Below are 23,115 nucleotides of genomic sequence, written 5' to 3'. Positions count from 1 at the left end.
TTATAACTTTTGCTTAATCCGTGTGACTTTTCGAATAGATAGATCCTTTTTCTTTCTCTCTGGCATGAGGGCAGCTAAGCCTCTGATCGTGGGATATTCGAAGACATCCATTAAGCTGATCTCATAACCGAGGCTGTCTATGCGTGATATCATTTTTACAATGAGCAGAGAATGCCCCCCGCATTCAAAGAAATTGCTGTTGGGCCCTACGGATGACACAGGCAACAACTTTGTCCAAATTTTTCCCAGCTCCATTTCCAAAGGAGTTTGGAAAACGTCATCTGATTCTGCCTCTTCAAAAACTTCAAGAGCCGCCAGTTTTTTTCGATCGATTTTGCCTATGGAGGTTACAGGCACCTCATCAATCTGGATAAATCGGTTCGGAATCATAACCAGTGGCAATTCATTGCGCAAAACTTTCCGCAGCTGATCCGGATAGAGCTTGTGGCCGTCCTCCATTACGATATAGGCATTCAACTGGATCTCATCTGCTTGTTTTGCATCTAAAATGATGCACTGTTTCGTGTATGGCTGTCTCAGAATAGCTGCGACAATCTCGTTTTTATCAATACGGACGCCCCTTATTTTGATTTGATCGTCTGCTCGACCTATGATTTCCAAGCTTCCATCCGGTCGATAGCGTCCCATGTCACCGCTGCGATACAAGTAAATATCATCTTCTGGATCAAAAAAGTTGGGGATAAACGCCTCTAGTTCCTTATTCAAATATCCTTTCGTCCGATAAGGAGTGCGAACCATTATCTCTCCTGGTTCCCCAATCCCGCATAGCTGTTTTTCCTGATTGACAATCAGCAATTGCGTGTCTGGCATTGGATTGCCTAGCGGCTGGACCTCTTCGGCAAGCTCCTTTGGAACTACATAGAAGCACTTGATCAGAGTCGTCTCTGTCTGGCCATAGAAATTATTCATTTGGGCATCCGTGATTTCACGCCAAGCATGAACGAGACTGGCAAGCAAAGGTTCTCCTGAAAAAAATACATGTCGCAATGACGGCAATGACTTTGTCTTTGCTGGTTGCTTGAGCCAATGGCCCGCGAGCGATGGGACCGTATGGAGCATCGTAATCTCTTTTTTCGCCAGCCAATCGAGCATATCTGTTTCTTGCTTCGAAGGAATGAAGAGAGACGCTCCACTTGTCAATGGCAAAAAGACATCTCGCAGGTACGCATCAAATGTAATGTGAATGAGCTGCGCGTTGCGATCCTTAGTCGTGACACCGAATTCTTGCCGCTGCCAGTTCAAGAAGTGAGAGATACTGTTGTGCGTACCCAGGATTCCTTTCGGCTCTCCCGTTGTTCCTGATGTAAAGAAAATATAGGCATCCGGACAAGTATACGCTGGAGGCAGATCAGTGCCCGTCTCCGCTTCTTCTTTTAGCAGGTCGCTCACTTCAAATGATTGGACTCCACTTGCTGCCAGTGCGTCTTTGTATGTTTGGCCCAGTGTCTCGCTCGTTACGATCACGCGTGCGTTTGCAATCTGTAGCATGGACTCGAATCTTTTTTCCGGTACTTGCGTGTCCATGTTCATAAAAATGGCATCTGCCAAATGTACGCCCATCATCGAGATAATCATTTCATAGCTTCTATCTCCATATAGAGCTACTACATCTCCGGAATGTACATTTCGGCGGCGCAAACCTTTTGCAATCCGCAGGGAATCTTGGAACAATTCCCGATAGGTATACGATTTTTCGTTATCTTCTACGGCAACCTGATGGGGAGCCTGCTCACTCCAGTACTTCACTTGTTCAATAATACGTGGATAATCGATCTGTTGAAGTCTCGCGGTTGGGTCAGGCAAAATGCGTTTGGCTTGTTCAGTGACCAATGAGTAGGATTGGATGGATTGATCTGCCAGTTTCATCGCCTGCTGCAACAAGTGGATATACTGATTCAGAAACTCAGCCATCCGCTCTTTTTCAAACAATTGATTTTGATAGGCGAGCGTTAGATGGAATCCGTCTGCGGCTTCCTCAATATAGAGCGTCATGAAGAACTTCGATTCAATTTCATCCACTTCGATCTCTTCCACGACCACATTATCGGCTGCGTATGTCTTAGGTTCATCGAAGCTGCGATAGTTAATGGACACATCAAATAACGGATTGCGGTTAAGGTTCCGCTTCGGATTCACTTCTTCCACAATTTTTTCAAAAGGAATATCCTGATTGGCAAACGCCTCCAGCACCGTCTGTTTTGCCTGATCCAACACATCTCTGTATGTCGCATTTGCATCAAGTTCCATCCGCAATGGCAATGTATTCAAATAGAGACCTACGGACTTCTCCAATTCTGAGGTATTCCGATTGACTACGGGAGTGCCGATGATCAAATCGGTTTGCTGGGACAGTCTGGACAGCAGTACGCCGAATACGGATAGCAGCGTCATAAAAGGTGTGACTCTCTGTTCCTGACTGAAAGCTTTTATGTCGCTTGATACTTGCATGGACAAAGATTTTCTCAGCGTTTCATTTCCCGTCTTGCCCTCCCTTTGCCGGCTTCTGCTAATGGGAAGCTGAAGCAAGGGAATCTCTCCGTCAAACTTTTTCTTCCAATAGGAAAGCTGCTCCTGATATTCCGCCTGATTGATAAAATCGTTGTGTCTTAACAGGTAGTCCACATATTGCACAGGCTTTTCCTCTAAAAATGTCCGTTCACCCGCATACAGCTTCAGAAGCTCTTCTTTCACAACCTTTAGAGACCAGCCATCACTGATAATATGATGGAAGGTAAGCACCAGGACATCCGCCGACTTCCCTTTCACCAGAGTGCCTCTGACCAAGGGTGCCGCAGCAAGATCAAACGGAATGGACATTTCTCGTCGCACGATCTGTTGCAATTCCCGATCTCCCCACTCTTCCACCTGCAAAGAAATTGTGGCGTGGGGCAAGATGCGTTGGATTGGCTCGCCGTTTTTATTGAGAAAAGCGGTGCGCAATGATTCATGCCTGTCAATCAGTTGGTTCAGGCAATCCTGCAATCTCTCTGAATCGACAGATCCATGGAATTTTAAAACGAGCGGCATATTATGTTTTGTGTCTTGGTAGAGCTGGTCTAAAAACCAAATCCGCTTTTGGGCATCCGAAAGAGGGAACGGTTGATTGCGATCAGCCAATTCCATAACCGGGCTGCTCGCATCACTGTTCTTGCGCTTTTCCAAAACGCCAGCCAATGTTTCAATCGTTGGATTTTCGAACAGATCTTTCACGTAAAGCCTTGACTCAAACTTTTTATTTACTTCCGAGATAATCTGAACCGCTAATAAGGAATGTCCGCCTAACTCGAAGAAGTTATCTTGGACTCCTATTTTTTGTACGCCCAATTTCTCAAGCCAAATGGACAAAATAGCTTGTTCCTTGTCGTTCTTGGGGGCAACGTAAGCGCCAACAGCAGCAAGATTTTGCTCGGATGGTTTTGGCAGCTGGTGCCGATCGATTTTCCCATTCGCATTTAACGGGAACGCCTGCAGTTGAACGTAATAGCTGGGAACCATATAATCAGGCAGCACCTTTTTCAGCTCATGCTTTAATACGCCGGGTTGAATGTCGCCTTCTGCGGACGTATAGTAGGCAGCCAAATATTGAATGTCAGACTCGGTTTTATGGACGATGACGACAGCTTCGGAAACCCCCGCGATAGCCCTCAGCGTGGTTTCGATCTCACCGAGTTCGACACGCATTCCTCTTAGCTTGATTTGATTGTCCTGGCGGCCGAGGAACATAATGTTTCCATCTGGTTTCAAGTACCCTCTATCACCGGTTCGGTACATGAACTCCCCCGGATAAAACGGATCGGGAATAAAGGACTGAGCCGTTCTTTCCGGATTGTTGATATAGCCTCTGGCCAGGCCGATGCCGGCAATGTATAAATCACCAGGGACGCCAGGCGGAACCGGTTCTAAAAACTTGTCCAGTACATAAATGCGGTTATTGTCGATCGGACGTCCGACGGAAACAATTTCAGAGCTGTTCTCCACATCCGGCTCGCAATCAAAACATGTGGAATCAATCGAGACCTCCGTAGCTCCCCATGTGTTGAACAGCTTGCCTGGCATCTTTTCATAGAACGAGCGGACCACGTCGGCATGCAATGCTTCCCCGCTGGATACGACAATGCGCAGGTTCGTCAACTGCTGTCTTTGAACCGGTGTGATTTGCTCCAGCACCATTTTCAGCATGCTCGGAACAAACTGAAGCAAGGAAACGTTGTGCTTGATTGCATATTCGATAATACTGACCGGGTCCCGGTGCGCTCCTTTGGGCAGAAACGCGATCTTCGCTCCGACTGTCAACGGCCAGAAAATCTCGACGGCGGAATCATCAAACGTCAGGATTGTTTTCTGCAATGCGACTTCGTGTGCCTGTAGACGATGCTTGTTCTGCATCCAGTTCATCCGGTTAACCCAGCCTTTATGCGTGTTGCTGACGCCTTTGGGTTTTCCCGTTGAGCCTGATGTGTAATAGATCGAAACGAGATGGTCAGGGGTGACTTGAACATCCGGTTTCGTGACTGGATATCCTTCCAAAAGGCTCTCCTGCATCAGATAGGAAAGCAGCTCGATATCTTTTGTTTCCTGCAGCCTTGTCCCTGGCTGCGTTATGCAAATCGAAGCCCCCGCATCCCGCAAAATGGCGTAAGCCCGTTCCCAAGGGACTTCCGTATCAATCGGCAGAAAAGCACCGCCCGCTTTCAGGATTCCCATCATGGACACGACCAGTTCCAAAGACCGTTCCATGCATAAGCCTACCGGCGTGTCGGGAGCTACGCCCTTTTCACGGAGCAAGTGAGCCAGTTGATTCGCCTTCTCATCAAGCTCCCTGTAGGTCAGGCACTCCCCTTCATACTCGGCGGCGATGTTGTCCGGCGTTTTCATCGCCTGGGCTTCAAACCATTCATGCAAGGCAACATCCGGAAATTCGCATGCTGTCTCATTTAACGTGTGAATCATGAACGCCTTTTCTCTCTCGCTCAGCACGGGAAGCTGTTCAACAGCAGTAAATGGCTGTGCCAATACTCGCTCACATAGCTGCAGGAAATGCGAACTAAATCGTTTGATCGTCTCTTCCTCAAACAGGTCTGTCCGATATTCCCATTTTCCGATATATTCTTCGCCACTCCGTTCCATGAACAGCGTTAGATCAAACTTGGCGGTGTCGTTATGGAGCGAAATCGGTTCGCTGACCGCCAGTTGATTTCCCTGCGCCGGGTCAAACGCGAAATCCTGGAAGGTGAACATATATTGAAACAGAGGCTGCTGGTTGACTGAACGATGCGGTTGAAGCTCCTCCACCACTTTGTCAAAAGGAACGTCTCCATGGGAGAACGCTTTTACCGCCGTATCGCTTACTTGCTGGACAAGTTCAACAAAGCTGGTGCCTTCGCGAATTTCATTTCGAATCACCAATGTGTTTACAAAAAATCCGAGCAACCCTTCCAGTTTGGCGTGATTTCGCCCTGCAGCCGTTGTCCCAATCGCAATGTCCTTTTCCTGTGACAAGCGATAAATCAACAATTTAAAGAGCGAAAGCATCGCCATGAAAAGGGTCGTATTGTTCTGTTTGCAAAACGCTTTCAGTTGCTCTAACACCTGGTTCGGAATCTGGAACGTGCTGACGGCCCCATTATGACCATCCGGATGCGTCTTCTTCTGATTCGCCATCAACTTGATAGAAGGAGCCTCGGTGCCCAGTTGTGTTTTCCAAAAGTCCATCTGCTCCCGGTAAACCGGGGAATCAATAAAAGCATTCTGCCAGGTCACGTAGTCACTATATTGGACCTGCCCTTCCATAGCTTCCTGTACTTCACAGTCTGTGCCGCCTACTATTTCGTTGTATTTCTTGAGAAGGTCTGATTGGAAAACATAGTTCGACCAGCCATCCCAGACGATATGATGAACATTGTAATAAAAGAGATGCTGGTTATCAGACAGCTTATACAGCTTAAACCGATACAGCGGGTCGGATGTCAGTTCGAATGGAATCTTCGCGTCTTCTTCCATCGCTTGCAGCGCTGTTTGTTTCGCTAACTCATACGGCTGATCAGATAAAGAGATCCGTTCCAAATTGCTTTTCTTCGAATCATCAATCACTTGGAAAGGACGACCGTCCTCTTCGATAAAGTTGACCCTTAATACTTCATGCCGCGCAAGCAAATGCTCCAGACTGGCAAGAAAAGCATCGTACTGCAAGGGTCCTGTTATTTCGAAATAGGTAGGCAAGTTGTACAAGGAGCTGGTTCCCTGCCATTCATTAATAAACCAGAGCCGCTTTTGCGCAAACGACAACTCTCTTTTCTTCTCGTCGTTCTTCGCCGGCAGCAAAGTCTGCTCTTCCGAGATAAAAGATTGTGAATCGATAAATGCACTCAATTGACGAATGGTAGGATGCTGAAAAACATCTTTCAACGTAAGATGGATTGGCAGCCGCTGCTTTAAGCGAGTCACAAAACGGGCAGCAAAAAGCGAGTTGCCCCCCACATGGAGAAACGGTGTATCAATACCTACATCGTCTAAAAACAGAAGCTCTTTCCAAAATGAAGCCACTATTTTTTCGGTCTCCGTTTGTGGTTGACGCTCTGCAGGAACAATCCTGTTTTTCTGGGGAGCAGGCAGACTTTTTCGATCAACCTTTCCATTGGACGATAAGGGGAACCCATCCAAGCGGACAAAAAATGAAGGAATCATATAATCAGGCAGCTGCTCCTCCATTTGTTTACGAACGCTATTTTCTTCCCATTTCTCGTCGTCCAGGACGGTCACATAAGCAACAAGGAAGGTGTGGTCGCCTTCGCGAACGGCAGTAACGACACACTGCTTGATATTGGGCAAGCGCTCCATGGCTGCTTCAATTTCACCCAGTTCAATCCGGTATCCGCGTATTTTTACTTGGAAATCGATCCTGCCGATATATTCGATGGCACCGTCTTCGCGGTATCTGCACAAATCGCCCGTTTTGTACAGACGCTCGCCTTCGTGGAAGGGATCAGCAATAAATTTTTCCTCGGTCAGCTCCGGTTTGTTATGGTAGCCTCTTGCAAGTCCGATTCCGCCAATATGCAGTTCGCCTGCGACCCCTGGCTCCGTTATCAGGTTTTCCCCATCGATAATATGCAAGCGAATATTGCTGATCGGAAACCCGATGGGCACTGCCTTTTCACGTTTATCGCCTGTGCACTTCCAGTAGGTGACATCGATAGCCGCTTCTGTGGGACCGTATAAGTTGTACAGCTCAACCTTGTCAAATTTTGAGAAAAAGGCGAGCTCCATCGACTTCGTCAGTGCTTCCCCACTGCAAATAATCCGCTTGAGAGACGGGAGCGGCGTTTCTGTTTGATACGTATCGAGAAAAATTTGCAGCATGGACGGTACGAAGTGCATGGTCGTAATGTTCATCGCTTGAACGGTTTGGATCAGATATTCGGGATCTTTATGCGCTTCTGGTCTGGCCATGACAAGGGTTGCCCCGGCAAGCAACGGCCAAAAAAATTCCCAGACTGACACATCGAAGCTGAACGGCGTTTTTTGCAGGATGCGATCAGAACTGTTTAATTGAAACTCTTTTTGCATCCACTGCAGACGGTTGTTTAAAGCCCGGTGTGTATTCATGACCCCTTTGGGATTTCCAGTGGAGCCCGACGTATAAATCATGTAGATGAGGTTGTCGCCTGTCATTGGTATGTCAAGATTACGGGAGGGCTGCTTGCTCCATTCCTCCCCTTTGTCGACAACAACAAGCTTTGCATCTCCCAATTGCTGATCCGCAAAGATCATTTCTCTGCTCTGCGTCGTAACAATGATGGGGGCCTTCGCATCCGTCAACATATATTCCAAACGTTTTTTCGGATAGTTCGGGTCAATGGGAACGTAGGCGCCTCCGGCCTTTAGCACTCCCAGCAATACAATGACCATCTCCAGAGAGCGGTCCATGCAAACAGCGACAGGCTCTTCAATTTGCAGCCCGCATTGTACCAGGTAATGAGCAAACTGATTGGCTTTTTCATTCAACTGCTGATAACTGAGCTCACTTGCTTCATAAATGACTGCTGTCTGATTGGGTGTCATCGCCGCCTGCTGTTCGATCAAATGATGAATGCATGCGTCCATGTTGGAAAACTGCTCTAGCTTCATGCGATTTTCTTGTATATGAATCACGCTCATAGCTCTCCCTCCCACAACTTACCCTTGCCATTCCTTAACAACGATACAAGCATTGTACCCGCCAAAACCAAACGAGTTGTTCAAAACGGCCCGTACTCGATGCGCCTGCGCCTCATTTGGCACATAGTTGAGATCGAATCCTTCATCGGGCTCGTGGAGGTTAATCGTTGGCGGCACGATTTGATGCTGCAGAGTCAGGATGCAGGCAATCAGCTCGACTGCACTGGCCCCTGCCAGCAAATGCCCTGTCATCGACTTTATGGAGCTGACGGGAATGGACCTGGCCTTTTCACCAAACAGCTTCTTTATCGCCAGCGTTTCGATTTGGTCGTTCAATCGCGTACTGGAACCGTGGGCATTGATGTAGTCGATGTCAGCAGGTGCAAGATTGGCATCCGCAATTGCATTTTTCATCGCCATAATCGCGCTTTTCGCTTCCGGATCAGGTGCCGTGACGTGATAGGCATCTGTAGTGGAGCCGTATCCGGCTACTTCCGCGAGGATCGTGGCTCCTCTTTTCTTGGCAGACTCCTCCGACTCCAGCACAACAATTCCCGATCCCGCACCAATCACGAAGCCGTCCCGGTCCTTGTCAAAAGGGCGGCTGGCCGCTTGCGGATTGTCGTTCCGAGTGGATAAAGCCTTTATTTTACAAAAAGAGGCCAAGTCAATAGGCGTGAATTGGCCTTCCGTTCCGCCGGCAATCATAACATCTGCTTCTCCGTATTGAATCGCTCGGCAGCCTTCGCCAATACAGTTGTTTCCTGTTGCACATGCGGAACCCCAGGCCCCGCTTTTGCCTTTTGCCCCTACCATGATCGAAACTTCGCTTGTCGGGGCATCCACCAGCGAGGCAAATGCCAAGTAAGAGCTGACTTTTCGATACCCGTGCTGAAGCAGGTCCTGATAGTTTTCCAGAATGAGCCTCGTTCCACCCATGCCTGTTCCGACAATCACTCCCACGCGGTAGGGGTCTAGTTGACGCATGTCCAATTTTGCCTGGGAGATAGCTTGCCTGGCAGCCACGATCGCATACTGTGTAAAAGTTTCCATCCGGTTTTTTTCTTTTGGGGTAAACCATTCATCGAGGTCAAGGCCTTTTACTTCTGCACCGATAGTCGTCGGAAACCCTTCGGCATCAAAAGCTTGAATGTAGTCAACCCCGCTCACGCCCCGTACAACGTTTTCCCAAAAAGTTTTGACACCTACTCCTATTGGCGTAACGACACCCATCCCGGTAACAACTACACGTTTTTTCATGATGAGTCCCCTTTATTCCAACAATTTACACCTATCATACAAAGGGAGGTTTTCTCAGACATCCGTAAATCCCGCAACAATTCACAACCCAACGATTGCAAGGGAAGTAATTCATTCATCCCATAGCTGGGAGCATACAAAGTATCTAAATCCCTATTTTTACATTATTTTCTTGATAAAAGCACCATGTGGTGTATACTCTCAGTATATAAATCGTGAGCAACAGCCAATGATTACTGCAAAAAGCCCGGCCACATACAATTCAGTAGGGAATGGCGAAAGGATTGCTCCATTCCTTGAAAAAAGGAACAGTGCCTTCCTGGCAAGTTCATCTATGTTCAGGGAAAAAAGGATGGGAGGGATTGTTTACCTGGTTATATCAGCATGTTGAATAAACACAGCATGTACTCGCACACTTTTTTTAAAAGGAGGCAGCAAATGGATTATATTTTAACGCATAAATGGGCTTTCCTTATTGTCGCGGAAGTCATCTTTTGGGTTTCCATCATCACGTTCTTGATCGCCAGATATTGGTTCGGCAAAAAAACTCTCAGCTTTGTTTTTTTTCTGCTGTTTATCGTCAATGACCTATGGATCGCTTCTTTAGGTTTTTTTGACTACTTGCATACAGGGCAGTTTTCCAGTTATCAAATCGTTGTGCTGGTTGTTTTTGTATATGCCATCACGTATGGAAAAAGCGACTTCAAAAAGCTTGATTACTATATCCAAATCTATGTTGCCAAGTGGAAGGGACTGCCTGCTCCCAATATCGAACCGCCGAAGAAGCTGGTGGGAAGGGAACACGCCCAAAAAGAACGGAAACATTTTTACATTCACTTCTCTGTCTATGCAATAGCCCACCTGGTTTTCTATTTTTTGTTCGGGCTGTCCTCACGGTTCTACGAAATAACAAGTATGGGCGATTTTTTCCGTGAATTTTTCTCAGCCAAGGAAGGCCTCCTGCCTTTTGCCAATCCGACAGTCAATAACCTCAGCAGGATTTGGACCTTGATTTTTGTCATCGACAGCATATTCGCTCTGTCGTATACCGTATTTCCGAAAAGCGAGAAGTCTCGTGGCCTGTTATGAACACACATTCCATACTCCAAACAGAAACAACCGCCAAGAAATGTCCTCTATGCTTCTTGGCGGTCGCTTTTTTTCATGCAACTATCTCAAGAAGCAAGAGTTTCCACTCTATTTCAAGAACACTCCAGTGGCCAGAAGTCTAACGGTTTTTTAAAGAATTTTTTAAAAGTTTTTATATTTTCAAATAAATTGTTGTTCTTACCGGAATTGCAATGTAATATATATACATATTTGTGATGTTGTTACAAAATAAAAAGGAGTGTTTTCTATTCATGTCAAAGAAAAAGAAGTTGTTGCCACTGGCAGTCAGCGCCTTGTTGGTAGGTGTACTCACCACTCACTCTTTTCTTTTGCCATCGCATGCATCTGCACAAACACCTAATCCTGATTCTCAGATCGGACAAGACCTCGACCAAGAGGATGATCGTGTCGGAGATTCTGATACCGCAGAAGATAGTCTCGGAGATTCCATTACTGAAGAAGACAGCCTGGAAGATTCCGTTACCGAAGAAGATGGCGTCGGAGATTCCGTTATCGAGGACGGCAGCCTCGACGATTCTGTTACCGAAGAGGGCAATCTCGAAGATTCTGTTATCGAAGAGGATAACGAGTCTTCCGTTCGTTCCAAGTATGATCACACCAAATTTTTAACACTTTTTGACAAAGATAAAATCATTAAAAACTTCCGATCCATGAATAAAATTTTTCCCAGCCACAAGATCAAAAACGATAAGAAGAACACCTTTACGTTCAAAAAGAAGCTCCGCGATTTGCCCAATTTCACCTATACCTACAACAAGCAGCAGCACAAATTTGAAGATCTGCTGAAGCGAACGGTAACAACCGGCCTGCTTGTCATCAAAGACGATAAAATCGTTACCGAGCGATATTACCACGGAAATAGCCAGAAAACATTGAATACATCCTGGTCCATGTCCAAGTCGTTTACCTCTGCGCTGGTCGGCATCGCCATTGACGAAGGCTACATAAACAGCGTCGATGATCCCATCACGGATTATCTTCCGGAGCTGAAGGATTCCGGTTATGACGGCGTATCGATCAAGGATATTCTCAACATGGCTTCCGGCGTCAAATATCCGGTCTATGAAGAGCCTTTTATCACCGAATGGTACAATCGACTATTTGTGGAGAAGGAATCCTTCAATGAGATGATGACGACCCTGCCTTCGGACGCATCCCCCGGCACCTTTACCTACAAAGGGTCCGATACGCAAGTGCTTGGCATGCTCATCAAGAAAACAACAGGCAAGCAGCCATCCAAATATCTGGAGGAAAAAATCTGGAAGCCGCTCGGCATGGAACACTCCGCATACTGGAACACCGACCTGCACGGCGATGACATGACGTTTGCCTATCTGAATGCCTCCCTGCGGGATTACGCCAAGTTTGGCCGGCTGTACTTGAATAACGGCAACTGGAACGGAAAACAGATCATCTCCGAGGATTGGGTAAAAGAAACGTATATCGGCAGTGAAGGCTTCCCATTCTACAAGTATCAATGGTGGATTCCGCCAAGCCCCGACCCGGACAATAAGGAAATTTTGGCCAATGGCATTTATGGACAAAATATTTACGTCAACCAGAATGAAAATATGATTATCGTGAAGACTAGCGTGAATTCTTCTGAAGAGGATTTGGGAGAAGAGATTACGGTCTTCCGGGAGATTGTTGAATTGTTCAAAGACGAGTAGGATTATCTTTTCGTATAACAGTTCAAGCATTTTGAGACAAACAATCTGAACGTTGGATTTATGCCGCTTCGCTACTCGCAAGATGTGCAATGTGAAGGAAATACGATGGCAGGAAAAAAGGATTCAGCCTCTTCTCGTTTGAAGAGGCTGATTTGTTTGTCAGCATATTATGGGAGGGTGAAATTGCCGGCTGCCAAGAAAAGGATCATGAAAGATTGGTAGATATTTGGTATCGGGCTGTAGTTCCACCCACACTTTCCTGACAGAAGAAGATATTCAGTTTTACAAAAACATCGTTCAAAACGAAGCAATGAAAGAACTTGAGGTCTGGGTGGCAGTAAACGAGCTTCAAGAACCAACCGGATTTATTGGACTGAATGGGCCGAAATTCGAGATGCTGTTCGTCGACCCTGATCAGCACGGGAAGGGAATTGGTACGCGCCCTTTTTTCCCCGCTTTCCGTTTTTTTGTGTCAAATACATATCAAACCCTTTTGTTTTATTCATTTTTATACTCATTTTTTAGAATGCTGTAGATCTCCAGGTCAACTACGCCCTTCCCCGACCATACGGTTGCTTGTCGCAGTGTGCCTTCTTTGACAAACCCATTCTTTATCAATACCTTCTTTGAAATTTCGTTTGGAGGCATGACTTCGGCCTGTATTCGGTTTACGTTCACTTCATGAAACAGAAATCGTACCAATGCTTTCACAGCCTCTGTAGCAATCCCTTTCCCCCAGTGCGCTTCCGCCAAAAAGTACCCGATCGTCACCATATTCACCTTCTGGTTAAAATCGAATGCTTCGATGATGCCAACCAGTTTGTCGCTTTCAACATGAGTGAATATGCCCCATTTTACGCGAGACTTTTTATTGAAGTCCCTCTCAAAATGCCCGATCATCGACTTCACCGTCTCTTTATTGTGCTTCGGGATGATTCCGCAATATTCAAACACCTTGTCATTGCTGTAAATCTCAAATACATCCTCCAGATGATTGGCATCAATCTTTTTCAGGATGAAACGGTCGGATTTTATGATCGGAAACTCATCGAAAACGGCATTCGTATCCATACGTGATCCTTCCCTTTCGGCGTCGTTGGTATCGTGCTACAAGTATTGAAACAGCAGGCTTTTCGCAATTGCCTAAGATCATCCCGAGAATTACGGTGAAATGGCTGATTGGGATAATGTTACTTTCGCTCACTCTCCACTTTTACCCTTTTCCTTTTTGCTGCAACACGCTATATTCCACGCAAGTAATCGTCAATCTTCATAAGCCGGCGAGGTGTGACAGTGGTAAGCTAGGAGAGAAGCTTGCTCGAACTGCCTGTTTATCCTCAACTTTTTAATTCAGGGGGCAACTGAAATGCGTGAACTTGCATTTATGAAGGATTATAAAACCAACGAGGCACTTCGAAGGAGTTTATCCGAACTTGCTGCCAGCACTTTTGGCATCCAATTTGAAACGTGGTATCAAAAAGGGTTTTGGAATGAACGGTACATACCCTTTTCATTTGTTGAGGGAGAAACCGTTGTCGCAAATGTTTCTGTTAACCTGCTTTCGCTCATTATGGATGGCGAGAAGAAAAAAGCGATACAAATCGGAACGGTCATGACTCATCCGGAATATCGAAAACAGGGACTGTCTGCAAGGTTGATGAACAAGGTTTTAGAGGAATATGAAAATCAGTATGATTTCATGTACCTTTTTGCGAACAAAACGGTTCTCGATTTTTATCCCCGGTTTGGATTCAAACCGGCAGAAGAGCATCTCTTTTCGATGGATTTTACGCCAAGTCCGAGCCCTAGTGCGGATACAGGCATTCGAAAGCTTACTGTAAAGGATGAAGCTGATCTTCGTTTCATTTACAGGCTTGCTTCAGAAAGGCTGCCTGTTTCTCAGCGTTTTGGAACGGATGGCGCTCAAGGAATCTTCATGTTTTATTGCCTGAACGTATTTGGCGACGATCTGTATTACTTGGAAAACGAGGACGTTCTTGCGATCTATAAAAAGGAAAACAATTACCTCGATCTTTTCGATGTCATTAGCACGAAGGAAGTCAACATTCACGATATTTTGACCAAGATTGCAGGCAGCGATACGGAAAAAGTAACGTTCCATTTCACTCCTGACTATGAGGGGATCGAAGTAAAAAGCGAGATCTATGATGGCGGTTTATTTGTAAGAGCAAATGAGGGTAACATCTACCCCCCATACGTTAAACATCCGATCACATCCATTGCTTGATGTCGAAACTGCCCGCTTTTGGTCGGGCAGTTTTTTTGAAACATAATTTCTTTCGAGGGACTTTCGGCTGCCTTTCAGACCAGCAGTTCCCCCGCTTTCTCCCCTGCTGTAGTGTAAACCTCTCAGTTATCCCATTTGTCGACCCGATCATTCAGCAATACACTCTGTTGGGAGGGCTCCGTGTACTAGAATTGTAGCTTCTCCATAGCTTCGTCTAGTATTTGTTCTTTCACATTCCTGGACAGCTCATATGTGTCATGCTTCAAAGCGTAAGGGTTTACTTCTACCTTTTTTCCTGCCTCTGCCTCTTTTTGAACGAAGAGAGCTAATGAATCCACTGGATTCGATGATTCTTTCAGCAGTTGAGTCTTCAAGGTCTCCAGCAAGTGATGGTGGCTCATATCCTGGAACTGCAACAGCCCGTCTGTACACCTGCATTGCGATTCGTAATCTCCATAATGATTGACAACCTCCCAATCAGACCATTTCTCTTGAAGTTGTTGGGAGATGTTTGGGATTACATTTGCATGCCAAAATTCCAATCTTCTCCGTTCCATATCAATATGGAAGCCTCCGATCGGAAAATCATGGGACCATTCACTTAAAGATATACGTGGATACCCATAGGCTTTATCTATTCGATTTACCAAATCAGGTCCATATGGCAAATAATTATCGATCCCTCCCCATAATGGAAACAGTAGCATTTCGTTTGGAGAAAACTTTACGCTTGCCACTGTATCAACCCAGTCTTTCTCCTCCGGAGGAGCTAAGCTCGTATGAGCGCAATCGTTTTTACGACCCGTTAGCACTTTTTCCTTTGGGTAACCTACGTAGGCTGCCAGGTCTACAATACCTTCGTAAGCCCATTTGATTTCCCACCCCTCCCAAATGTATCCCATAAGTTTTACATAGAGATCTCTTAGCGGAATGTTGTAGCGTATATCTTCGCCCCCATAGAACATTACCTTTTTTTTATCTGCATCAAGAATGGCTCCGCCTTCAGCCCAAGCATCATTCAACCATCCAGACTCATCTACCTTCGTCTGCATTTCGATAAATTTGATAGCGTATTGTTCTCCCCAAAATATATTTTTTGGCAAGGTGTTTGCACACCAGTGGCTGTAATACAACTCGTATGAATGATTTCTCACAATGATCAGATTCGCTCGGTGTCCCATTGTACTCCTCCGTTCAATCGGCTTGACTTGGACTATTATTCCATTTTAAAGACAAAAACCCTTCCAATGGTTGGAAGGGGCTCGCACCGGTAGAACTTGTTATGAATCATTCCTGACGCATAGTAAACAACACAATTGAAGCGTCCTGTCCAATAAAATAGCCTGATTCTAGTAAAGATGTTTTCGTTTAGGTTTGGGCAATAGAACATCAAAATAGTAGCGCCACACTCCCCACATGACTTGTGTACGTAAATATTGGGAAATTACCTATATCTTTGGTCTGTGTGGTGAGACAAGGGAGAATCTAACCCTAAACCGTATCGTTGCCAGCGATGCGATCTCCCGCTCACTGTTTATGGCAGGATAAAAGTGCAGAGAATTGCGGCGGAAAACTGCAGAGTTCCACCGCAATTCTGAGGCCATGAAAAAGGCACTTGCCAACATCCCCCTACAAAATCTACCCTTGGATTTGGCTAGAATCTGAGGGAGTGAGAGGAATGTTGAAAGTGCCACAACAACAGTATATCCGATTTTTGCGGGAAGTCGAAGGGTGTTCGATTCAGGAAATTGCGGAACGTGTCCAGGTGAATTGGCGAACCGCCAAGAAATATGCGGATCGCGACGATTGGAATGAACCGGTATGCAAGCGAAAAGGCCGCCATCCGGTGTTGGGACCGTACTTAGAGATTATTGACACATGGCTGGAGGATGATGAGCGTCTTCCACGCAAGCAACGCCATACAGCCGTCCGCATGTTTCAGCGGTTACGGGATGAGTACGGCTTCCCTGGCGGGCAGCGAACGGTATCCGAATATGTCTCCAAACGGAAGAAAGCCATGGCAGCCGAACGAGCCGAACATTTTGAGCGTTTGGAGCATCCAGGCGGGGAAGCCCAGGCTGACTTTGGGACGGTGTACGTGGTCAAGTCGGGAGAACTGGTGGAGCGGAAAGTATTGACCCTGTCGTTTCCGTACAGCAATGCCGCCTTTGTGTTCCCGGTTCCGAAAGAAAACACGGAATGCTTTCTGGAGGCCTTAGGGCGGCTATTTCAGCAAATGGGAGGGGTTCCTCGCAAGATTTGGTTTGACAACTTGTCCGCTGCTGTTGTGTCCATCCAGCAAGGCGGAAAACGAGAGTGTACGGAAGCGTTTCGGCGTTTCTGCGCCCATTACCGCTTTGAGCCCCTGTTTTGCAATCCATACAGCGGCCATGAGAAAGGCCATGTGGAAAACAAAGTGGGGTATGGACGCCGGAACTGGTGTGTTCCGCCACCGGTTATCGATACGCCGGAACAACTGGAGACGTATTTGGCGGAAGCTGCCCGTGCGGATATGCAGCGCCCTCACTATGTGAAAAAGCAAACCATTGCCGAGTTGTGGAAGCAAGAAAAATGCAAGCTGCTGACGCTGCCGACGACACCGCTGGAGATTTTCCGGCTGGAGACGTGCCACCTGAACAAATACGCTGAGCTGTCGTTTGACGCGGCTCTCTTCCCGTTGCCGCAGTGTCGGGCCATGCAGCCGGTTTTGGTGAAAGTCAAGTGGGATGTGCTGGAGGTGTTAACGGCAGACGGGACATACACCCCGATTGTGACATTGCCTCGTCCCTATACGGAGAAAGTCATTCCAGTAGATTGGAAGGCGGTATTGAAGAGATATGAAAAACGCCCGCGGGCGGTGATGTATTCTTCCTTTACCAATATGATGCCTCAGGCGCTCCAAACGTTTTTGACGGTGGAAGACATGAATGCACGAAAAGCACGAATTCGCCTGCTCCATCGATTGCTCGACACCTATACGTTGAAGGAAATCGGGCAAGTACTGGGAGAATTGTCGCATCAGCAAGAGCATCTGGCTGTTGCCTTGGAGCATGCCCTTTACGCGATAAAACACCCTGTTTTCCGCCCGGAACCGTTTTCAGAGTCGCATACACCCCCTGCCCTTCACGGGCAGATACCCATACTGGATGAGTACGACCGGATCCTGGGGGTGAGGGTGGAATGAGAGAAGAGCTGGCAAAGGTGTGCAAAACTTTGCATTTGGCGCATGTGATGGAAACCTATGAACAGGTGCCGTTTGAAGATCGGGAGAGCTTCTTGCTGGGAGTCTTGCGGATGGAGATTCAACGGCGGGAGGAGACAAAGCTGAAGCGACTGATAAAGAAAGCCGCGTTTCCCCAACTGAAGACACTGGAAGATTACGCTTTTGAGGCAGTCACCTTACCGGAAACATGTACAAAGGAGGGATTGATCGACCTACGTTTTTTGGAGCGCAAGGAAAATGTGCTGATGCTGGGAAAAGTGGGCACGGGGAAGACCCATCTGGCAACAGCGCTTGGCGTAGAGGCGTGCCGAAGGGGATATGCCGTTCGATTCTTCCGTGTTCCCGATCTGGTTGCGCTCTTGCAGGAAAAACACGCGAATGGGGCACTGATGCGGTTTCAAAAAGAACTGGCAGACTGTGAGTTGTTGATTTTGGACGAGGTTGGGTTTGTTCCCTTTCACCAAACGGGGGCTGAGCTGTTGTTTCATGTTATCTCGGCCTGCTATGAGAGAAACAGTGTGATTGTGACGTCGAATTTGGAGTTTGGGCAGTGGAATACGGTGTTTGGAGATACGCGATTGACGGCAGCCCTTGTGGATCGCCTCGTCCACCACGCCCATATTCTGGCGTTTACCGGAGAAAGCTACCGACTGCGCCATGCTCTATCCAGCATGAAGTCTTCCTAAATTCTTTTGTATTGATGTTGGCAGTGTTCTGCATAAATTGGCCGCCAAACTCTGCATTTTTGAGTTGCAAAATACAGCTCACCAATTTCACTACCATAAGCTGGTTCACGTCGCACCGGGGGAGTGAATTGTATTTTGCTTGAATCCTTCCAAGAAAACAGAAAGAACCTCCATTGTTTCATCCAAAGCTTTCGGCTGCGCGGATTCATTGGCAAGCCAGAGGGCCGCTTCATTCAAACCGCCCGAAATAAAATGGGTCAGGACATCGAGGGGAATCATTCGAAAATGTCCTTGTTTCTGCATGATAGCAAGCTGCTCTCTCAATAAACGCATGGAGTGGTTCTGGTCCATTTCCCTCCAGGTTTCCCAACCGAGAACCGCCGGACCGTCTACCAACATGATTCGCCTATTGCTCTCTTCAACAGCAGCCATAATGAATGCCCGGCAACCTAAGTAGAGCTGCTGCCATGGATCTTCGCTCGTCGAGGCTTCCGCTTCCACTCTCTTGGCAACTTCTCGTTGGACATCTTCCAATACGGCTCGAAACAATTCCTTCTTGCTGCGAAAATGATGATAAACCGCGCCTCGCGTTAGTTTCGCTTCATGGACAATCGATTCCAATACCGTATTCGCATAACCATACTCGGTAAAATGGGTTCTGGCGATTTCAATCAATTTACGTATCGTTTCCGTTGTCTCCGCTTTGCTTCTCCTCATGTTAAACAACTTCTCCATTCATCAGCACATATGCTCCCAAGATTACTACAGTTCCTTTATTATTGCCAACGCATCCGGATCTCCGGACTTCACTTGCGACCTTAATGCAAGGCGGACCACGCTCGGACCATGTTCCCACCCCCTGCACAGCTTATCGGCTATCCATGTTATAGTGACCCGTTTGTAATCCTTCGTCAAATCATTCACATGATTGGCCACAGACCGTCTGACATAGCCCAAACCGTCATTCAACAAAGGCTCAAGCAAGTCAAGATTTCGCAAGGGATCTCCGCCGAGTGCGTTCATCCGCTTCGCCCAAGGAAGACGAGGTCGAGTTTCTTCACTGACCAAACGACGCACATGAAAATTGGGATCGTACGACCAGGTTTTAAGTGTCTCCATACATTTCTCCGGATAGCAGTAGAGATAAGGGCGGATTGCATATTCCGCGGTATGGCGTTTTGTAATTTCATACAAGGCGTCCATTGAAATCTGGAAATGCTCACCCCATATTGTTCCACGAAATTGGCGACAGGCATCAGGAAGTAACCTTCAGTGAACATTCCCTGCTCACTCCCAATGTTGGCGGCCCCTTATTTCCAGATTTCTTCGACATATTGGCTGTTGAAATCACCTGTCGGAGGAATGACGGTTATGACATCGATCAAGACTCCGTTGGGGTCGGAAGTAATGAAATGCCGCTGTCCAAAATCCTCGCTTCGGATCTCAAGCTCGAGGGGAAGCTTGGCTCCCCGTATCAGACGTTCGTATTCGGCATCAACGTCGTCAACTTCAAAGTTAAGGATTAACCCTTTTACTTTCTTCCTATACTCGTCGGGAATGGTCGGATGAGCTGCGTCGAGAATTGCCAACTCGAATGGGATGTCATTGCCGGACATTTTCAAGCTTACATACCAATCCGCCTCGAAGACCTTCTCAAATCCGAAGTGTTCTATGTAAAATGCGGCCGTGGTTGCAACTTGCTCTGTTAGAACGACGGGATAAAAGCTGGATACTTTCATGATAAAACCCCTTTCGGTATGGTAAGCTCATTATACATACATACAGAATGTATGTAAATGAGTAATTCTGACTTCTGGATCGTCTCGTATTGTTGCACCCAGCAATTTCATCGACAATTTCGTTGTCTTGCTCGTCCTGCCAGGCAAACTACGTGTGGAACGAAGCATCCGATCTGCCCCTTCATCAACTCCACGAACTGCGAAAAAAAACACAGCCGAATTGGCTGCGTTATGTATACGTATGGTGGAGTTTAGAAATGTATCTCGTCAAACTTAACAGTACGTTTAAACTTGGTTGCTCATTCATGATGATCTTTCGTCAAGATGCGTTGAGTAGTATAATAGTCCTCGTTTGAAATACTGAAGTTTCTCATCATTTGTGGTCTCCAGCAAATTAGTCAAAACGATTTCCATTGCTTCCTTGTAACGTTCCGTATTGTACAGAACCATCGCGTACAAAACCTGGATCGCCCGGTTATGCGGAAACTCTTTCACACCTCGTCGCAGTACCTCCTCCGCTTGCTCGTAGTTTCCCAAATAGCGGCAGGTGCTGCCCAGACCGAGCAAGCATCTCTCCAGGTCCGGTCCCGAGAGTCCCAATTCAAGGGCACGTATATAGTACGGAACGGCCTGTGCCCCCAACCCGGAGTTGTCATGCGCCACTCCGGTCTGAAAGAGTATCTCCGCGTCATCGGGGTATGCTGCCGCCAACTCTAAAAGAAGTGTTCTGGCTTCCTGCAGAATCACCTGGTCTTGCTTGGCCCGCCCTTCTTCCCGCAGGCGAATGGCTTCTGCTAAACGATCTCTTGTCATCGTTTACCTCCTGTTCTGCTCAGCCCATAATGCCTCTTTTTTATAGTGGGGAATATATATTTTTTAGTTTACAGCAATATCCCTGTGCATTTCACTTAAAGTCATCTTACCCATGTCACCTTTCCCCCAACGCCGCTCCGCCTTACAGCCCCAAGGCTTTTCCCTCTCTCCCTACCCCCTATCCCCAAATCCTCCCTGCAATTATAGTCGTGATGAGAAACGGGTAAAAATCGAGTTCAGGACGAGCAAAATCGGGGGCAAAAAAGCAATTAAAGTCGAACGAAGAGCAGGGGAAAAAACAGGAAGAGCCTGGGGATAGGACCAAAGATTATCGGAGAAAATGATCGAGAAAAAACAGGAGAAAAATGTTCGAAGTCCTTGCCCCACAAGGCTTTCCTTCTTCTCCCCTCATAATAAATCCTCTCCCCTGATTTACGAAAAAAGCCGAGGAAAAACAGGAGTGGATACCCGCATCTCGCTCGGCTGGTGGCACGACTATTTAAGCTTTCGTACGACTGTTTATGCTTTGAGATCACTGAAATTGCTTGTTACAATCCCTCCGCACTAACAGCGAGCAACACTCCACATGCCCCGTATGCGGAAACATATCCACCGGCTGCACTTCCTTCACCTCATACAACTCCGCCAGCACCTTCAAATCCCTCGCCAGCGTCGACGGATTGCAGGACACATACACTACACGCTCCGGCTTCATCTCCAGGATCGTCGTCAGCAGCGCCTCGTCACAGCCCTTGCGCGGCGGGTCGACCACGATCACATCCGGGCGGATGCCCTGCTCCTTCCAGGCCGGGATGACAGCCTCGGCTGGTCCGGTCTCAAACGTCACATTTTCAATCCCGTTCAGCTCGGCATTGCGATTCGCGTCGGCAATCGCCTCTGGCACGATCTCCACCCCGTACACATGGCGGGACTTCTGCGCCAGAAAGAGCGATATCGTCCCGATCCCGCAGTAGGCGTCGATCACGGTCTCTGTTCCCGTAGCCCCGGCATACTCCAGCGTCTTGTTGTACAAAACCTCGGTCTGCACCGGATTCACCTGATAAAACGAGCGGGCAGAGATAGCGAACTTGATCGGACCGATATAGTCGTAGATGACCTCGCTTCCCCACAGGGTAACCGTCTTGTCCCCGAAAATGACATTGGTCCTGGCCGGGTTGATGTTTTGCACGATGCTTTTCACATCGGAAAGCTGCTCACGGATGGACGCGACCAGCTTTTCCTTTTGCGGGATAAATTCCTCCGTCGTCACCAGGACGACCATGACCTCGCCTGTGCGAGCGCCGACCTTGACGACCACGTGTCGCAAAAGTCCGGTATGGTTCACTTCGTCGTATGGCTTGATCTGCAGCCTTGCTGCGAGCTTCTTGACGGCCGCTACCGCTTCGTCGTTGGCGGGATGCTGGATCATGCACTCGTCCATATCGATGATCTCATGGGAGCGCTCTGCGTAAAAGCCGCCGACCAAAGCCCCGTTCTGCTCGCCGATCGGGACCTGTGCCTTGTTGCGGTATCTCCACGGATCGCTCATCCCCAGTGTCGGATGAACCGTCACAGCACCCTCCCCTTCTACGGAGAAGCCGCCGATACGGCGCAGGTTGTCCTTGACGATCTGCTGCTTGTGGACGAGCTGCTCCTCGTAGGCGAGATGCTGCAGCGAGCACCCCCCGCAGCGGTCGTACACCGGACAGGGCGGGAGAGCCCGGTTCGGACTCTTCTCCACCACTTCCAGCAGCTCGGCAAAACCGAAATTCTTTTTGACGTGATTGACCTGGACGCGAGCCCGTTCTCCCGCCAGTGCTCCCGGCACAAACAAGGTGTACCCTTCCACCCGTCCGACACCGGCTCCTTCGTGGCTCAATCCGGTAATGTCCACGTCTACGATTTGCCCCAATTGCACGGGCAATCCCGCTAGCTGCTTGGGGTGCTTTGGCCGCGCTGGCTGTTTTGCCTGATTTCGTTGCTCTGCAGGATTGTGCTGGTTCCTCTGGTTTTGCTGCTTCGCATCGCTTTGCTGTTTCGGCTGCTTTAGTCTCCCCTGCTCTATTTGCCTTGGCTGCTTCGGCTGTTTCGCCTTGGCTGCCGCCTGTTTTCCACGCTGATCCTTTGCTGTCTTAGCCACAAATCTTTTCTCCTTTTAGAAAACGGA

General features: G+C 47.7%; 13 protein-coding genes and 1 pseudogene. 6 read left to right on the top strand and 8 right to left on the bottom strand.

The features are described 5' to 3' along the window. Together NST96_RS04905 and fabF are read right to left on the bottom strand one after the other, a co-directional pair. A complete protein-coding gene (locus NST96_RS04905; protein WP_342405652.1) occupies positions 1-8,178 on the bottom strand; it encodes an amino acid adenylation domain-containing protein in 8,178 nt (2,725 codons plus the stop codon). Between the two features lie 18 nt (positions 8,179-8,196). Beyond that, positions 8,197-9,438 carry a beta-ketoacyl-ACP synthase II gene (gene fabF, locus NST96_RS04900; protein WP_024984235.1) on the bottom strand — a complete coding sequence of 414 codons (1,242 nt, stop codon included), beginning with the start codon at positions 9,436-9,438 and terminating at the stop codon, positions 8,197-8,199. 438 nt (positions 9,439-9,876) lie between these two features. Between fabF and NST96_RS04895 the strand changes: the two genes are divergently transcribed. The 3 genes and pseudogenes from NST96_RS04895 to NST96_RS04885 all read left to right on the top strand — a co-directional run. Beyond that, positions 9,877-10,527, top strand: a complete 651-nt coding sequence (locus NST96_RS04895; RefSeq protein WP_003389363.1) for a hypothetical protein — start codon at positions 9,877-9,879, stop codon at positions 10,525-10,527. Positions 10,528-10,799: 272 nt separating this feature from the next. Beyond that, entirely contained in the window at positions 10,800-12,239 is a 1,440-nt protein-coding gene (locus NST96_RS04890; protein WP_051925392.1) for a serine hydrolase, read from the top strand. A 182-nt stretch (positions 12,240-12,421) separates the two neighbouring features. Beyond that, positions 12,422-12,681: pseudogene (locus NST96_RS04885) on the top strand (GNAT family N-acetyltransferase); the annotation flags it as partial. Between the two features lie 56 nt (positions 12,682-12,737). Here the strand turns inward: NST96_RS04885 and NST96_RS04880 are convergent. Then, a complete protein-coding gene (locus NST96_RS04880; protein WP_003389366.1) occupies positions 12,738-13,310 on the bottom strand; it encodes a GNAT family protein in 573 nt (190 codons plus the stop codon). A 295-nt stretch (positions 13,311-13,605) separates the two neighbouring features. Between NST96_RS04880 and NST96_RS04875 the strand changes: the two genes are divergently transcribed. Then, on the top strand, positions 13,606-14,487 hold the full coding sequence (locus NST96_RS04875) for a GNAT family N-acetyltransferase (RefSeq protein ID WP_327925936.1): 882 nt from the start codon (positions 13,606-13,608) through the stop codon (positions 14,485-14,487). 185 nt (positions 14,488-14,672) lie between these two features. Here the strand turns inward: NST96_RS04875 and NST96_RS04870 are convergent, their stop codons facing one another. Further along, positions 14,673-15,668 carry a hypothetical protein gene (locus tag NST96_RS04870; RefSeq protein WP_039070029.1) on the bottom strand — a complete coding sequence of 332 codons (996 nt, stop codon included), beginning with the start codon at positions 15,666-15,668 and terminating at the stop codon, positions 14,673-14,675. A gap of 497 nt (positions 15,669-16,165) precedes the next feature. On the opposite strand from NST96_RS04870, the gene istA reads away from it, so the two are divergent. Both istA and istB read left to right on the top strand, forming a co-directional pair. Continuing rightward, on the top strand, positions 16,166-17,671 hold the full coding sequence (gene istA, locus NST96_RS04865) for an IS21 family transposase (RefSeq protein ID WP_023555239.1): 1,506 nt from the start codon (positions 16,166-16,168) through the stop codon (positions 17,669-17,671). Beyond that, positions 17,668-18,396: an IS21-like element helper ATPase IstB gene (istB, locus tag NST96_RS04860; protein WP_023555238.1), complete on the top strand. Its 729-nt coding sequence runs from the start codon at positions 17,668-17,670 to the stop codon at positions 18,394-18,396. The genes istA and istB overlap by 4 nt, the downstream gene beginning before the upstream one ends. A 105-nt stretch (positions 18,397-18,501) precedes the next feature. Here the strand turns inward: istB and NST96_RS04855 are convergent, their stop codons facing one another. The 4 genes from NST96_RS04855 to rlmD all read right to left on the bottom strand — a co-directional run bounded on the left by NST96_RS04855 (position 18,502) and on the right by rlmD (position 22,872). Next, positions 18,502-19,113, bottom strand: coding sequence for a TetR/AcrR family transcriptional regulator (locus tag NST96_RS04855; protein WP_003389369.1), 612 nt, complete (start codon positions 19,111-19,113; stop codon positions 18,502-18,504). A gap of 593 nt (positions 19,114-19,706) precedes the next feature. Continuing rightward, complete coding sequence (locus tag NST96_RS04850; protein WP_003389374.1) at positions 19,707-20,135, bottom strand: VOC family protein; 429 nt, start codon at positions 20,133-20,135, stop codon at positions 19,707-19,709. A 303-nt stretch (positions 20,136-20,438) separates the two neighbouring features. After that, a complete protein-coding gene (locus NST96_RS04845) occupies positions 20,439-20,948 on the bottom strand; it encodes a tetratricopeptide repeat protein (RefSeq protein WP_003389375.1) in 510 nt (169 codons plus the stop codon). 532 nt (positions 20,949-21,480) lie between these two features. After that, positions 21,481-22,872 (bottom strand): 23S rRNA (uracil(1939)-C(5))-methyltransferase RlmD, encoded by a 1,392-nt coding sequence (rlmD, locus tag NST96_RS04840; protein WP_342406533.1) that lies wholly within the window; start codon positions 22,870-22,872, stop codon positions 21,481-21,483. Positions 22,873-23,115 lie beyond the last annotated feature (243 nt).

The sequence above is a fragment of the Brevibacillus sp. FSL K6-2834 genome, from assembly GCF_038592925.1.
Lineage (GTDB): Bacteria > Bacillota > Bacilli > Brevibacillales > Brevibacillaceae > Brevibacillus > Brevibacillus borstelensis.
This window is presented reverse-complemented; position numbering and strand designations above follow the sequence as displayed.